Consider the following 13139-nt stretch of genomic DNA (forward strand, 5'->3'; position numbering starts at 1 on the left):
ATTCCAGCCGGATACGCCGCCTAATTCAAACTCCCGCGTACACCACTTTCGAGCATATCTCCATCGGCGCAGTCGAGTATCGACTGTGATTTCTGTACCATGATCCTAGAACCTCTAGTCACTAGAGGGTCAAGCGTGAGGTACTTATGACGCAATCCGATCTGCGTATTGGCGATCTGGCTCGACGCACGGGCGTAGGCGCGGCCACGATCCGTTACTACGGCGATGTAGGCCTGCTACCGGAAGCTGGTCGCGGCGCGGGCGGCCATCGCTACTACGGCCCGTCACATGTCGAACGGCTCACGTTCATCAAGCGCTGCCGGGAACTGGGATTCAGCCAAGACGATGTACGCGCGCTGCTGACACAGGCGGATCAGAGTGACGCCTCCTGTGAAGACGTGGCCCAACTCGCGAAAAAGCATCTTGAAGCCGTGCGTAACAAGCTTGCGACCTTGCAGGCGTTGGAAAACTCATTGGAGGATATGATCCATGCCTGCCATGGGGGGCGGATCGAAGATTGCCGCATCGTCAAGGCCTTGGCGGATCACCCCTAGCGTTGCCGATACACTGCGGACAAGTGTCATGGCTTACGATTTTTCCGCGAGTTGACCGCATTGAGGCCATGACAAATTTCCAGCATTTTCTGTCCTGCGCCCAGAGTGCTGCCGTTGCCATGCGCGTGCACTACCCGGCCGGGCGTTTGATCAAGGTCGGGCTGGACCAGCCGATCCGGGTCTATTCCGGGCGGCCGATCCTCACCGCGGCCCTATCCAGGTCATCGACCAACAATCCATTGCAGGTCAGCGCCCGCGTGCCGGCATGTAATAATTCGGGCCGATGTCTTGTCCCATCGACCCTGTCGACCCGGCTAACCGATACGGCGCATTTGGCTTCTCCCTAGCGGACTCGCTAAGATGCGATCCGTCGTAGCGTTCGAGCCCCATTGCAGTTTTTCGGTGTGATTGCCGGAAGACCGACGGCCAAATCAAACCGGATTTGGCAGCCGCAGAGCAAGCATGTAGCCATGCGCGTGCGTTCAGCTATGGTGCTGTGATCGAGCATCCCGCGCATCAGATCCAGATAAGGTCGTTCCAGAACGCTCATACCTTCGGCCGCGCCGCGTATAAGCCCATACCAGAATAAGAATGCCAGCGGCGATCATGGGCGCGGAGTAGATTTGTCCCATCGTCATCCAGCCGAAGGCAACGAAGCCCAGGAACGGGTCCGGCTGGCGAAAGAATTCGGCGATAAAACGAAAACAGCCGTAGCCGAGCAGGAACAACCCCGATACCGCCATCCGCGGACGCGGCTTGGCCGCGTAGAACCAGAGGATCGCAAACAGCAAAAGCCCTTCGAGCGCGGCCTCGTACAATTCGGAGGGATGGCGCGGCTGCATGTCGACGTGCGGATAGATCATCGCCCAGGGCACGTGCGTCACCCGGCCGACCAACTCGCCGTTGATGAAATTCCCGATCCGGCCGAAGAACAGCCCGATGGGCACCATCGGCGCCACGAAGTCCGTAATCTCGAAAAAATGCCGGCCTGTTTTCCGGGCAAACCAAGCCGCGGCGGCGAATACCCCAAGCATACCACCGTGAAACGACATGCCCCCGTCCCAAACATAGAATATATGCAGCGGATGGGTGAAGAAAAACCCCGGCTGGTACAAAACGACATAACCGATACGGCCGCCGAGAACGACCCCGAGCACCACATAGAACAGGAAATCGCCGACTTCCTCCCGGCCCCAGTGGATATGCGGCTGCCGGGTGCGCACGATTGCCATGCCCCAGCCGAGCAAAAAGCTCAGCAGGTACATCAGGCCGTACCAATGCACAGCCAGCGGCCCGAGTGAAAAAGCGACTGGATTAATATCAGGGTGTACAAACATAGTGGTGTAGTTGCAGAAGATAAAGTATGAGCGGTTGCGGCTGCCATGCGGAATCAACGAACGAAGCGGGACCGCTAACTGGCTTAAAATTAATGGCTAATCGATTCATTCATAACGCAATCCGTTCTCTGTTCCAGGGTCGCGTGTCGGATAGGGAGCATCGACAACGCGTCGGATCAGAGCGATCACGGCCGGGCTGTCCCAGTCCGCCGCGCCGACGTACCGACCAATCTCCCGGCCTTCCCAGTCGATCAACAAGGTCGTCGGAATGACGAAGACGCCGAGCACGTTGGCGCTTCGCCCCGTGCTGTCGACATAACGCCTTAAGTGATGAATGCCAACGTTGCGAAAGAACCGCTTCACGGCATCGTCTCCCGCTTTGTCCTGCGACAGGGCCAGAACGTGGAAAGCCGGGCCGCCCAGGCGCGCCTGCAGCCGGTCCAAGGACGGCATCTCCTTACGGCAGGGGATACACCAGGTCGCCCATAGATTGAGCAGTAGTACCCGACCACCAAAATCGGCCAAGCTCAGAGTGTGTCTGGTCGCGTCCGTGAATCGGAAGCTCAGCACCGGCCAGGGCGCGTCGTACAATTTCATGGCCGGGGCGGCCATCGCTTGGCCGGCGAAGGTCACGGCCATCATCGATAAAAACAGAACGCCGATGCGCTTCGTGTCCATCCTCATGGGACTCTTCCTCGTATTCCGGAAATTCCAGCGCCGGCGGCGTCAAGTGCAGCGCCACGGGCCGATTTCAGACGATGTCTCTAAGAAAGACGCTGCGCGCGCAAAGGCACTTGCGTTAATCACAAGTGCCGCGGCGACTGCCCGCGAAAATTTGATGCACAGGAAGCCGCTAAACGCGGAGCGCCGATAAGAGCTGGATTACGAGATGCGCGGAGGGTAGGGGTCAGGTCCTTGAAGCAGGCGGCCTGAGTGCGTCGACAGGGGGAAGGTCGGCGCTGTGGCGTCAGAGGAGAAATCCAATAGCGCAGCGCGGCTTGCGTCAGCGACGGCGTTACAAGCGGCCAAGAGGCAGCCCGGCATTGCCAGCGTCTGCTGGCTCGACGGATGATGCCGGTCTATCGAGCCGTTATTCGCTTGAGCGGCCGGTAGCGTCGCCACGGTGGCCACCTGATCGCCCAACGCCATAGATAGCGCCATCACCGGTGGAGCCGACAACACGCCAGCCAGCACGAGGCTCATGACCAGCAACCGGGCGATAATGCGCTTCATAAGCGGTCAACCTAATCCTTAAGTTCGATGTTTTCAAGCTGAACTCGGAGCCGATATTTCGGTGGTGGGCTGACAATGACGTTTGCACTGCCCGATGAAACGGGCTCGTTCGATAGTTATACTTGGATGCTTGTTGTCGCTATACGTCTCGCCCAGGCGCTGGTAGCGCAAGCTGCGCACGGCAGCCGCGCCCCTTGCCGGCACGCTGACGTTATCGGCCGCCTCGCGCTGGCGACCGCCTGGTTGCACTGGACCTGGCGCACCCTGTTTCAGGCACCCTGGTTTCGAGCGGCACGCGCCTTTCTGCGGGCGGTACTCGGCGCGTATAGCCTGGCCGGAAACGGCGTAAAGTCGCCGCAGTGGTTCTTCGGGTACAGACCACCGGTTACGTCGAGCCGTATCCGGCCAGCTTGCTGGCGGGCCCTATGTTCGGCGCCCTGTACCCGCCCTTTCCTCGGCGGCGCCATGACGTTCGCGCTGACGCCCCCGCCAGTACCATCGTGGCGCTGTTCCTGGCGGGGGCGTGGGTCTGGTCTCGCCTTATCTCGCACTGTTGACGCGCAACGGCTCGAATACCGTGCGGTGAGCACTGGCCGGTGCGCGTACAACACGTAATGGGGCTTGTTCTCTTGGCGGGGTGCGGTTTTCTTCGCCCCCTCGTTGCCGCGCAACGTTCCGGCACGCTCCTGTGGAGCGGCACAACAGACTATAGAAACCGGTAGCGATTGAAACCATGTTGAAACGCGAAAATTTTGTAACACGCTGGCTGATGCCCTTGGTGGGCGCCCTGGCCGTTGGCGGATTCTCTCTTTACTGGCAATGGCCTTCGTCAGATAACGCGTCGCACGCCCCGGACGACGCTGACGAGGTCACAACGAAAGATCACCCCTCGACTGCCGGCATCGCCGAGCTCTATGCGCGACAAGACACGTTGGCCGACTCTGGCGTCGCCGACGCCTCGGCCACGATGGCAAAGCCGATGGCCAGCAGCGCGGACTACGTCGCGCTTCATGCCGCCCGTAACGAGAACCACGTCGAGATTGCGCTGGATATAACGAAGCATTGGCACATCAACGCGAACCCCGCATCTTTCGATTTTCTCATTCCCACCGAAGTCGCGATCAAAGCGAACGGAACCCCGTTGCCGATCGAACTGAAATACCCCAGCGGCCGTCGCATCGATGTGGGTCTCGACGAACCGATCCGGGTGTATTCCGGACGCTTGGTACTCGGGGCCAACCTGCCCGAACAGACAAGCGCTAACCGTTTGCAGGTCGAGGCCCATGTGCAGGCCTGCAACGATTCGGGCCTTTGTCTTAGGCCATCGACCCTGTCGACGCGGCAGTTCGACCCTATCGCTCAAAGCGGCGCGGATGGAAAGAGACGGGCCTGGAGGAAGCGACCATGAACGATATCGCCCCAATCCACAGATTGAATCGTAGTGCCGGTCGGTCGGCTTATGTGGGCTATTGACTCCGTACTGTACTCAAGACTTTATAGTTCCCAGCAGTCCATACACGGGGCGTGATATGAGTTACTCCATCGGACAATTGGCAAAAAACGCGGACACCGGCGTCGAGACCATCCGCTTTTATGAGCGCCGCGGACTCATGCCCGAACCGCCACGCGCAGCCAGCGGTTATCGCCGCTATCCGCTCGATGCGGTGGGCCGTCTTCTTTTCATCCGCCGGGCCAAGCGGCTGGGCTTCAGTCTGGAAGAGATCGGTACATTGCTTAGCTTGCAGGAGGGTGGCGACAAAACCCAAATAAAAGGTATCGCCCAAGCCAAGCTGGCTCAGATCGAGACGCGGATAGAAGACCTAAAGCGCATGCGTGCCACGCTGGCGGACCTGGAGCAGCAATGTTCCGGTCGCGGTCCGGTCGCGGGCTGCCCGATTATCGAAGCATTGGCCGAGGAATAGTCATGCGTGACGACGCTTATGCGCACAAGGACCCAGTCTGCGGCATGACCGTAACCGCCGATGAGGCGCTTACATATAATTATGAAGCGCAGACCTATTACTTCTGCAGCCCGCGCTGCCACGACAAGTTCGCTGCCGACCCCGAGGCCACGCTGAATCCCGTCGAGGATGCATCGTCGACGCCGACTCCGGCGGGGACGACCTACATTTGCCCCATGCACCCGGAAATCGAGCAGGATCATCCCGGCGACTGTCCGAAATGCGGCATGGCGCTGGAGACTTCGGCTCCGCCCAGGCGGGCGACCCAGTACACCTGTCCGATGCACCCGGAGATCGTGCAAGACGAGCCGGGCGACTGCCCCAAGTGCGGCATGGCGCTGGAGCCGACGACCATTTCCGGTGACGACAAGGATCCTGAACTCAAGGCCATGCTCCGGCGTTTCTGGGTTAGCGTGCCGTTGTCGGCGGCCGTGCTGGCCTTGGCCATGGGCGAGATGATTCCCGGTCTGGGCGTCCAAGCGTTCTTCGGCGCGGCCTTCGGCTGGATCCAGCTCGCGCTGGCCACGCCGGTCGTCCTCTGGTGCGGCGGCTTCGCCTTCCAACGGGGCTGGAAATCAGTGGTCAACGCCAGCCCCAATATGTGGACCCTGATCGCGCTGGGCGTGGGTGCGGCCTATGGGTTCTCCCTGTTGGCGCTGCTGTTTCCGGAGCTATTACCGGCGGCCTTCAAGGGCCAAGGCGGCCATGCGCCGCTTTACTTCGAGGCAGCGGCGGTGATCATTACCCTGATTCTGCTCGGTCAGGTGATGGAGACCCGCGCCCGCGGTCAGACCTCCAAGGCGCTGGCCGGCCTGCTGGATCTGGCGCCGCCCACCGCGCACCGGCTGACCGACGACGGCGAAGAGGATGTCTCGCTGGACGCCCTACAAACCGGCGATCGACTGCGCGTGCGCCCGGGCGAAAAAGTGCCGGTGGACGGCGAGATCATCGACGGCCGCTCGACCGTCGATGAATCGATGATCTCCGGCGAGCCGATCCCCCAGGAAAAGCAGGTTGGCGATACGGTGACCGGCGGTACCGTCAATCAGACTGGCGGCTTCGTCATGCGCGCGGCCAACGTGGGCGAGGACACCGTGCTGGCCCGCATCGTCGACATGGTGGCCCAAGCCCAGCGATCGCGCGCGCCCATCCAGGGCCTGGCCGACAAGGTGGCCAGCGTGTTCGTGCCGGCGGTGGTGGGCACGGCGATCGCGGCCTTCATCATCTGGGCGCTGGTTGGCCCTGCTCCGGCGCTGGCCTATGCCCTGGTGGCCGCGATCTCGGTGCTGATCATCGCCTGCCCCTGCGCGCTGGGTTTGGCCACGCCCATGTCGGTGATGGTCGGGGTGGGCCGCGGTGCGCACGAAGGTGTGCTGATCCGCGACGCCGAGGCGCTGGAGCTCATGGAGCAGGTCGATACCCTGCTGGTGGACAAGACCGGCACCCTGACCGAGGGTAAGCCCCGGCTGGTGGGCGTGGAAACGGCCGATGGCGTCGACGAGTCCGAATGGCTCAAGTGGGTGGCCGCGCTGGAAAACGCCAGCGAGCACCCGTTGGCCCGCTCGATCGTCGACGGCGCGGCCGAACGCGGTATCAAACCCGAGCAGGCCGCCGATTTCGACTCGATCACCGGCCAAGGCGTGCGCGGCACGGTTGCGGGCCACGAGGTCCTGGTCGGCAACAGCCGGCTGATGACGGACAAGGGCATTGATCTTGGCACGCTGGCCGATGCGGCCGACGAACGCCGAGGCCAGGGTGAAACCGTCATGCTCGTCGCCGTGGACGGACAAATCGCCGGGCTGGTGGCGGTGGCCGACCCGATCAAGCAAACCACGGCCGAGGCCGTGCGCATTCTCCACGATGCGGGCCTGCGCATCGTCATGCTCACCGGCGATAGCGAGGCCACCGCCCGGTCCGTCGCCGGCCAGCTCGGCATCGACGAGGTCCACGCGGACGCCTTGCCGGAGGACAAGCATGCCCTGGTGGAAAAACTGCAAAGCGAGGGCCGCAAGGTGGCTATGGCCGGCGACGGCGTCAACGACGCACCGGCGCTGGCGAAAGCCGATGTCGGTATCGCCATGGGCACCGGCACCGACGTGGCCATGGAGAGCGCGCGCATCACCCTGGTCAAGGGCGATCTGCGCGGCATCGCCAAGGCCCGCCGGCTGTCCGAGCAGACCATGCGCAACATCCGCCAGAACCTTTTCTTCGCGTTCATCTACAACGGTGCCGGGGTGCCGGTGGCCGCCGGCGTGTTGTATCCATTGATCGGCGCGCTGCTCTCGCCCATGCTCGCGGCCGCGGCGATGAGTGTGTCCTCGGTATCGGTGATCTCCAACGCACTGCGGCTGCGGCGGGCCGCCTTGTGACGCGGAATGCGGCGTATAGCTGTTGATGTCTGCGAGGCCGCATTTTCAACTCAGACATTGATCGCGACCACGACAAAGGAGACGCAACCATGAAACGACTGGTCACCATCCCTCTGATACTGCTTGCCCTCATCGCGGGTACTGCAGCCGCCGCGGAGGGCCCGGGCCGTATGGACGGCGGCAGCCTGATGAACGGATCGATGATGCAATGCGGCGTGATGGGCGGCCCGATGATGATCGCCTGGCTATTGTTCGTACTCCTTGTCCTTGTCGTGCTGGTGCTAGCCATCGTGGCGCTGATCAAATACCTGCGTAGTTGAGCAACTCCAGGATCCGATGGCCCTCATTCCCCTGCATTACTGAAAGCGAGCCCGGCTCAAGAGCGAATCTCCTATGACGACGATCGACCTGAAACGCCGCATGCTGTTGCGGTCCGTGGGCGGCCTCGCGGGTATCACCGTTTTGGCGCCCACAGCCCTATTGACGGCGTATCACGACACAGCAGTCGCAGGTACAAATCGCGATGGCGCGGCTCATTACGGCCTCGAAAACGGCCCGTTCGACGTCGACATCCGGCTGCGTGCGCAGCCGCACACGGCGCCCATTCTCCCCGGGACGCCCAGCGAGGTCTGGCGCTATACGGCCGAGCTGCGCAACGGTCCCGCGGATACCATCACCCCGGTGGGCGGCAGCTACACCGGCCCGTTGATCCGGCTGCGCCGCGGCCAGCGTTTCCACGCCCGGCTGGAGAACGGCCTGCCGGAGGACACCACCGTGCATTGGCACGGCCTGCACGTGCCGTCGGATGTGGATGGCCAGCCGCGGCTGCCGATCAAGCCCGGCGAGGCGATGACTGTCGCCTTCGATGTCGTCGATCGCGCTGGGCTGTATTGGTACCACCCGCATCCACACGGCCCTAATGGTGGCCGAGTCGGCTTTCAATCCTATGCCGGGCTGGCCGGGCCGCTGGTCATCGAGGACGAGGCCGAACGCGCGCTCGGCTTGCCCGCCGGGGACCGGGAAATGTTACTGGTCATCCAGGACCGCAGTTTCGCCGGCGACAACGAGTTGAGCTTTATCAGCCGTGACATGGGCACCATCGGTTTTCTCGGCGACCGCGTGCTGGTCAACGGGCAACCGGATGCCGCGCGCGAGGTCGCCACCCGGCCGTACCGACTACGTATCCTCAATGGTTCCAATTCGCGCATCTACAAACTCGCGTGGAGCGACAGCCGGCCCGTGACCGTGCTCGGCACCGGCGGCGGCTTGCTGGGCGCGCCGCACCACTATCCCTTCGTCACGCTGGCGCCGGGCCAGCGTATCGACCTCTGGGTGGATTTATCCGCCAACGAACCCGGCGAGGAACTGCATCTGATCAGCGATGCCTACGAGGCCGGGGTGATGGCGAACGTAATGGGCGGGCCCGACCTGTCCGCAGGCGCTCGTATCCCGCTGCTCGCGCTGCGGGTCACGCAGCGAGTGCGCACCAACGAACGACTGCCCCCGCGCCTTGCCGAGGATTTGCAGGCGCCGCCGGTCGGCCGCGATACCCCCGTCCGTCGTTTCAATCTGATAGGCGCCTTTGCCATCAACGGCCGTCAGTTCGAAGGCACCACCGTGGCGGACGACGAAATCGTGCACCTCGGGCGTACCGAAATCTGGGAGTTTGTCAATGACTCGATGATGCCCCACCCCATGCACGTGCACGGGTTGCAATTCGCGGTCGTGGACCGTCGCCAAGTCGGTGGCCGCCGCAGTTGGGCCGGCCTGGCAGCTGGTCTGGTCGATGCCGGCCTGCTCGACACGGTACTCGTCCTTCCGGGCGAACGCGTGCGTGTCGCGTTGACCTTCACCGATTTCGAAGGGCTCTATTTATACCACTGCCACAACATGGAGCACGGGGACAACGGCATGATGCGTTACTACCGCGTTCGCTCGTAAAACGAGTCATTAGCGCGCGCAAAACATCTACACCCGTACCCGGCTTTAGTCATATCGATTCTGCGGCGAGGGTGCCGCGGGTGCGCGTGGTGTCGACCTGTACTGAAGAGATGAGAACCCGCCGGTCGCAGAGCGTCCGGGTGTGAATCCGGCAACCGCGGCTCAATGGCGCCGCTGCGTCGTCTTGGCCCGCCTCGGCGAGCTGTCGGATGAGGCGCGCCCGGACCAGCAGCCTGATCCGTGTCCTTAGTGAGAACGGGTTCGGCAAGACCACATTCCTGCGTACGCTGGCCGGTCTGCATATGCCCTTGGCAGGTCAGGTTGTGTGGCACAATGATGGCCGGACGGCCACGGCTGACGCGTCAATACTCGGCCGTTTGTGCTACGCCGGCAAGCCGCCCGAACGGCAATCTTTGAGTACATCGAAGTGTTTTATAACCGTCAGCGGATCCATCAGACGCTGGGCTATCGAACACCGCTAGAAGTGGAAGAAACACATCAAGCGGTCGCTTGATTGATCCGTCCGTGGAAGCCGGGCTAGCTCACACCATGACCCATTGACGTCGGCCGATAGCCTCGTCAAGCGTCTGCATCTGCCGACACGCCGCCGCTATCCGCCTGTTTCGCCTGTCTAGCCGAGACACCTTGAATATTGGCGAATGACGCACACGCCGCACGCGTGATCTCGGATCAACTGCAAGGCTTTGCATCCAATAGTCGGCATCTTCCGGCGGATCGCATCGAGTCGAATGGGGCAGGCACGTAGAACAAGATTATCCCTCGCTACCGTGGATCATCGGTGCGGCGCAGCCTGATGCGCTTGTAAATACGTGATGCGCTATCTTGTCGCGTTGCCACCCGCTGCAGATCGAATCAGGCCCATGTCCTAGCTTTGTACCGAGCGTGCGTGTGAAATATTGCGGCACCGCTATTGACAGAGCGCCGAAACTCTGGTTTTCATGACCATGACAACCCTGCCACTTGGGTATATTAAGTGGCCCTTCAAGTCTCGCCGGATCGCGCGACGAGGCGGCTTTCGAGCTTCGATCCTTTTTTCATAACCCGCTGCTCTTTTCGGCAGCTTATTCCAACCCACTCTTGGGGATCATCATCCCCAATGAGGGCGTGGTGTGTCCCCTATTCCAGGAGAAATACCATGTCTGAATATTTCGATCTTCATACGCAAGGCATCGGCTATCTGAACCGCGTTCGCGAGGTTCGTCCCAAAAACGGTTCGCCGTTTTGGGCCTGCGACATCGTGGCTTTGCACGGTTCCAAGGATAACCTCAATCACACACGCTTTGATTGTCGTGTCAGCGGTGCCCAAGCGATCGCACTGGTCCAGCAGTACCAGGATGCCGTAGAACAAGACCGCAAGGTATTGATCGGTTTCCGGCTCGGCGATTTGTATGCCGACACGTTCACCTATTCCAAGGGGGAACGTGCCGGCGAGACGGGCGTCAGGCTGAAATCCCGCCTGCTCTACATCGGTTTCATCAAGATTGATGGCGAGACTGTCTACAGCGCCGAGACGGCATTCGACGACGGCGAGGAACCGGAATCTCAGAAAGGCAATTCCGGATCCGAGACCGCAGCCAACTCGGATGCAGCCGCACCTGTGTCGGATCCTGACCGCATGCCGGCCGAGGTCCAACTGTCGAAAGACGATCCCGACTTTCAGGAGCGCAAAGCTGAACTCAAGGATGCGGGCTATCGCTTTGATGGCCAAGACAAGGTCTGGCGTCTGCCGGCTGCTACCGCAGCCTAATCGGCCAAACCAATCAGGACGTTCGCGTCCCGATTTTTTTACATCGCTTTCAATCCCATCGGGGAACATCGTTCCCCGCGGGATCGGTGTTTCCTCATTTTTATGGAGAAACACCATGGCTAAGACGAACATTCGGCAACAGATCACCGATCAGTTCATTCACGCACTGGAACAGGGGACACGGCCCTGGCGCTGCACCTGGGATCAGAGCCAGACATTCAACATCCCGGTCAATCTGTCCACGGGTGATGACTACCACGGCATCAACGTGGCCATCCTGTGGGCGATGCAGCTGGATCAGAAGTACAGTACCGGCCACTGGCTCACCTACCGACAGGCCCAGAAGCTGGGCGGTCAGGTTCGCAAGGATGAGCACAGCACACCGGCTGTTTTCTACAAGGCCATCGAGAAAGAGACCGACGAAGTCGACGCGGACGGCGAGGCTGTCACAGAGCAGATTCGCATCATGCGACGCTTCAATGTCTTCAATCTCGATCAGATCGACGGCCTCGACGCCCCGGATCCGCGACCGCGGTTCGGTTTCGAGCCGATCGAGGCGGTCGAACGAATCGTTAATGCCACCGGCATTACCGTTCTGCACGGCGGCGCACGGGCCTGTTATCAACCAAACACGGACATCATTACGATACCCGACCGCGATCGGTTCAGTTCGGCGGCGGATTACAGTGTCACCGTTCTGCATGAGCTAGCCCACGCCACCAAGACGCGGGATCGCTGTAATCGACCCAAGTACGAGGCCAGTGTTCGCAAAGGCGCTTACGCCTTCGAGGAACTAGTCGCCGAGATGACAGCGACTTATGCGATGTCGGCACTCGGCTTGCATGGCCAGACCTTCGAAGACAGCGCGGGCTATATCGATTACTGGCTCAGTATTCTCAAAGAGGACCAGTCAGCGATTTTCCGGGCTGCGGCTCAAGCCGAGACCGCCTATCAATGGTTGATTGGCCACCTGCGGACACAGGAAACGCCCAGGGCGGCCTGAACCCACACAGCCCCGCACAACGCGGGGCTTTTTTCGCGCGGGAATGACGCGCGTAATGGAATCATGCGAGTATAAGCAGCAACAGTTTCACCCGTACCCTTACGGTTATCAATGGCCCTTGCTGCTTCGGCAACAAACTCCGCTTGGATCGTGAGACAGAGTATCCTTTTCAAGATCCGATTCTGCGTTCTCGACGGGCAAGACGCGCAATCTCAGCCCATCAATATCCGAGACGCTTTACATAGCGCCCGTTGTGAGCGGGCGCATTTTGCTTAACTGATTCAGGCGTGGTCGCGCCGTGGCCTTCCCAGGGCCGGTTCTCGGAGCCGATCGCGGGAAGGCCACGGCCTTCTTTTACCACGCCGGCTGCTCGTCACCGGAAGTCGACGACGCCCCTTTGTGCGGTGATCCGTGCCCAAAGATGAATCAGGTTCCGACGCCCCATACCGAACCCGCGTGACCGAGCCTTACTGACGGCGAGGCCGACGTCATAGCCTCGGGGCAATTTTCCAATCAGGCGATGCGCGCTTTCACACCGCAGCGCGTCGCGAGCGACATGCTCAAATCGGTATTCACCTGGGCCGCGCAATGCGCGGCCTTTTACCTAACAGCGGTTATAGCGAAAAGGTCGAAAGGCTAGCGCAAAGGGCCGAATGGAATAGGTTTTTCAATGGTAATGGGCTTACCCGGTCAAAGGCCGCTATAGCGCCCGTTGAAAGGGCGAAAGGGCCGCGCGAGCGCGCAAGGGCATAAATTCACTCGGTTCCCGAGTGCATTTATTGCACCCAGAACCGGCGCGAACCGGCATGATCGATCCTCATGATCGTTTCTGTTTTCAAGAAATGGCTCCGTGCCAGCGTCCCCGCTGGCACGGCCGATGGCGCCGCACGCCATCGCTTCACAGTTCTAGCTGTCAACGCCGACTGAAAAGTGACCCCTTTTGGTCTTGAAACGCCGATTGAAAATTGACCCC

The 13139-nt window shown here is 61.1% G+C and carries 13 protein-coding genes and 1 pseudogene; 10 read left to right on the forward strand and 4 right to left on the reverse strand.

The window, feature by feature from the left end:
* Positions 1–146: 146 nt before the first annotated feature.
* Both C41B8_RS18315 and C41B8_RS20575 read left to right on the forward strand, forming a co-directional pair.
* On the forward strand, positions 147–554 hold the full coding sequence (locus tag C41B8_RS18315) for a MerR family transcriptional regulator (RefSeq protein ID WP_037341539.1): 408 nt from the start codon (positions 147–149) through the stop codon (positions 552–554).
* A 68-nt stretch (positions 555–622) separates the two neighbouring features.
* A complete protein-coding gene (locus C41B8_RS20575) occupies positions 623–901 on the forward strand; it encodes a protein-disulfide reductase DsbD family protein (RefSeq protein WP_156962590.1) in 279 nt (92 codons plus the stop codon).
* A gap of 135 nt (positions 902–1036) precedes the next feature.
* Here the strand turns inward: C41B8_RS20575 and lgt are convergent, their stop codons facing one another.
* The 3 genes from lgt to C41B8_RS18335 form a co-directional block, all read right to left on the reverse strand.
* The gene (gene lgt / locus C41B8_RS18320) at positions 1037–1891 is read right to left on the reverse strand and encodes a prolipoprotein diacylglyceryl transferase (RefSeq protein WP_051883765.1); all 855 of its coding nucleotides are present in this window, start codon (positions 1889–1891) and stop codon (positions 1037–1039) included.
* 105 nt (positions 1892–1996) lie between these two features.
* Positions 1997–2569, reverse strand: coding sequence for a TlpA family protein disulfide reductase (locus C41B8_RS18325; RefSeq protein ID WP_198025291.1), 573 nt, complete (start codon positions 2567–2569; stop codon positions 1997–1999).
* Positions 2570–2773: 204 nt separating this feature from the next.
* The gene (locus tag C41B8_RS18335) at positions 2774–3124 is read right to left on the reverse strand and encodes a hypothetical protein (RefSeq protein WP_037341543.1); all 351 of its coding nucleotides are present in this window, start codon (positions 3122–3124) and stop codon (positions 2774–2776) included.
* A gap of 733 nt (positions 3125–3857) precedes the next feature.
* Between C41B8_RS18335 and C41B8_RS19905 the strand changes: the two genes are divergently transcribed.
* The 8 genes and pseudogenes from C41B8_RS19905 (at position 3858) to C41B8_RS18370 (ending at position 12166) form a co-directional block, all read left to right on the forward strand.
* Positions 3858–4532 carry a protein-disulfide reductase DsbD domain-containing protein gene (locus C41B8_RS19905; protein WP_084189194.1) on the forward strand — a complete coding sequence of 225 codons (675 nt, stop codon included), beginning with the start codon at positions 3858–3860 and terminating at the stop codon, positions 4530–4532.
* Positions 4533–4653: 121 nt separating this feature from the next.
* Positions 4654–5046 carry a MerR family transcriptional regulator gene (locus C41B8_RS18345; protein WP_037341545.1) on the forward strand — a complete coding sequence of 131 codons (393 nt, stop codon included), beginning with the start codon at positions 4654–4656 and terminating at the stop codon, positions 5044–5046.
* Positions 5047–5048: 2 nt separating this feature from the next.
* The gene (locus C41B8_RS18350; RefSeq protein WP_037341547.1) at positions 5049–7454 is read left to right on the forward strand and encodes a heavy metal translocating P-type ATPase; all 2406 of its coding nucleotides are present in this window, start codon (positions 5049–5051) and stop codon (positions 7452–7454) included.
* A gap of 89 nt (positions 7455–7543) precedes the next feature.
* A complete protein-coding gene (locus tag C41B8_RS18355; protein WP_037341548.1) occupies positions 7544–7774 on the forward strand; it encodes a hypothetical protein in 231 nt (76 codons plus the stop codon).
* A 73-nt stretch (positions 7775–7847) separates the two neighbouring features.
* Positions 7848–9395: a multicopper oxidase family protein gene (locus C41B8_RS18360; RefSeq protein WP_037341550.1), complete on the forward strand. Its 1548-nt coding sequence runs from the start codon at positions 7848–7850 to the stop codon at positions 9393–9395.
* Between the two features lie 388 nt (positions 9396–9783).
* Positions 9784–9909: pseudogene (locus tag C41B8_RS20580) on the forward strand (IS3 family transposase); the annotation flags it as partial.
* Positions 9910–10551: 642 nt separating this feature from the next.
* On the forward strand, positions 10552–11163 hold the full coding sequence (locus C41B8_RS18365; protein ID WP_084189195.1) for an STY4534 family ICE replication protein: 612 nt from the start codon (positions 10552–10554) through the stop codon (positions 11161–11163).
* A gap of 115 nt (positions 11164–11278) precedes the next feature.
* On the forward strand, positions 11279–12166 hold the full coding sequence (locus C41B8_RS18370; RefSeq protein WP_037341552.1) for an ArdC family protein: 888 nt from the start codon (positions 11279–11281) through the stop codon (positions 12164–12166).
* 776 nt (positions 12167–12942) lie between these two features.
* On the opposite strand, the gene C41B8_RS20960 is transcribed toward C41B8_RS18370, so the two are convergent.
* Positions 12943–13139 (reverse strand): hypothetical protein (locus C41B8_RS20960; protein WP_232226118.1); only part of this gene is annotated, 197 nt, incomplete at its 5' end.

It is taken from the genome of Salinisphaera hydrothermalis C41B8 (assembly GCF_000732535.1).
Lineage (GTDB): Bacteria > Pseudomonadota > Gammaproteobacteria > Nevskiales > Salinisphaeraceae > Salinisphaera > Salinisphaera hydrothermalis.

Bases quoted from the DNA above. Each gene is read 5' to 3' on its own strand.
- C41B8_RS18365 (WP_084189195.1), top strand. From the start codon at position 10,552: ATGTCTGAATATTTCGATCTTCATACGCAAGGCATCGGCTATCTGAAC.
- lgt (WP_051883765.1), bottom strand. From the start codon at position 1,891: ATGTTTGTACACCCTGATATTAATCCAGTCGCTTTTTCACTCGGGCCG.
- C41B8_RS18360 (WP_037341550.1), top strand. From the start codon at position 7,848: ATGACGACGATCGACCTGAAACGCCGCATGCTGTTGCGGTCCGTGGGC.
- C41B8_RS18335 (WP_037341543.1), bottom strand. From the start codon at position 3,124: ATGAAGCGCATTATCGCCCGGTTGCTGGTCATGAGCCTCGTGCTGGCT.
- C41B8_RS18350 (WP_037341547.1), top strand. From the start codon at position 5,049: ATGCGTGACGACGCTTATGCGCACAAGGACCCAGTCTGCGGCATGACC.
- C41B8_RS18355 (WP_037341548.1), top strand. From the start codon at position 7,544: ATGAAACGACTGGTCACCATCCCTCTGATACTGCTTGCCCTCATCGCG.
- C41B8_RS18325 (WP_198025291.1), bottom strand. From the start codon at position 2,569: ATGGACACGAAGCGCATCGGCGTTCTGTTTTTATCGATGATGGCCGTG.
- C41B8_RS18315 (WP_037341539.1), top strand. From the start codon at position 147: ATGACGCAATCCGATCTGCGTATTGGCGATCTGGCTCGACGCACGGGC.
- C41B8_RS19905 (WP_084189194.1), top strand. From the start codon at position 3,858: ATGTTGAAACGCGAAAATTTTGTAACACGCTGGCTGATGCCCTTGGTG.
- C41B8_RS20575 (WP_156962590.1), top strand. From the start codon at position 623: ATGACAAATTTCCAGCATTTTCTGTCCTGCGCCCAGAGTGCTGCCGTT.
- C41B8_RS18345 (WP_037341545.1), top strand. From the start codon at position 4,654: ATGAGTTACTCCATCGGACAATTGGCAAAAAACGCGGACACCGGCGTC.
- C41B8_RS18370 (WP_037341552.1), top strand. From the start codon at position 11,279: ATGGCTAAGACGAACATTCGGCAACAGATCACCGATCAGTTCATTCAC.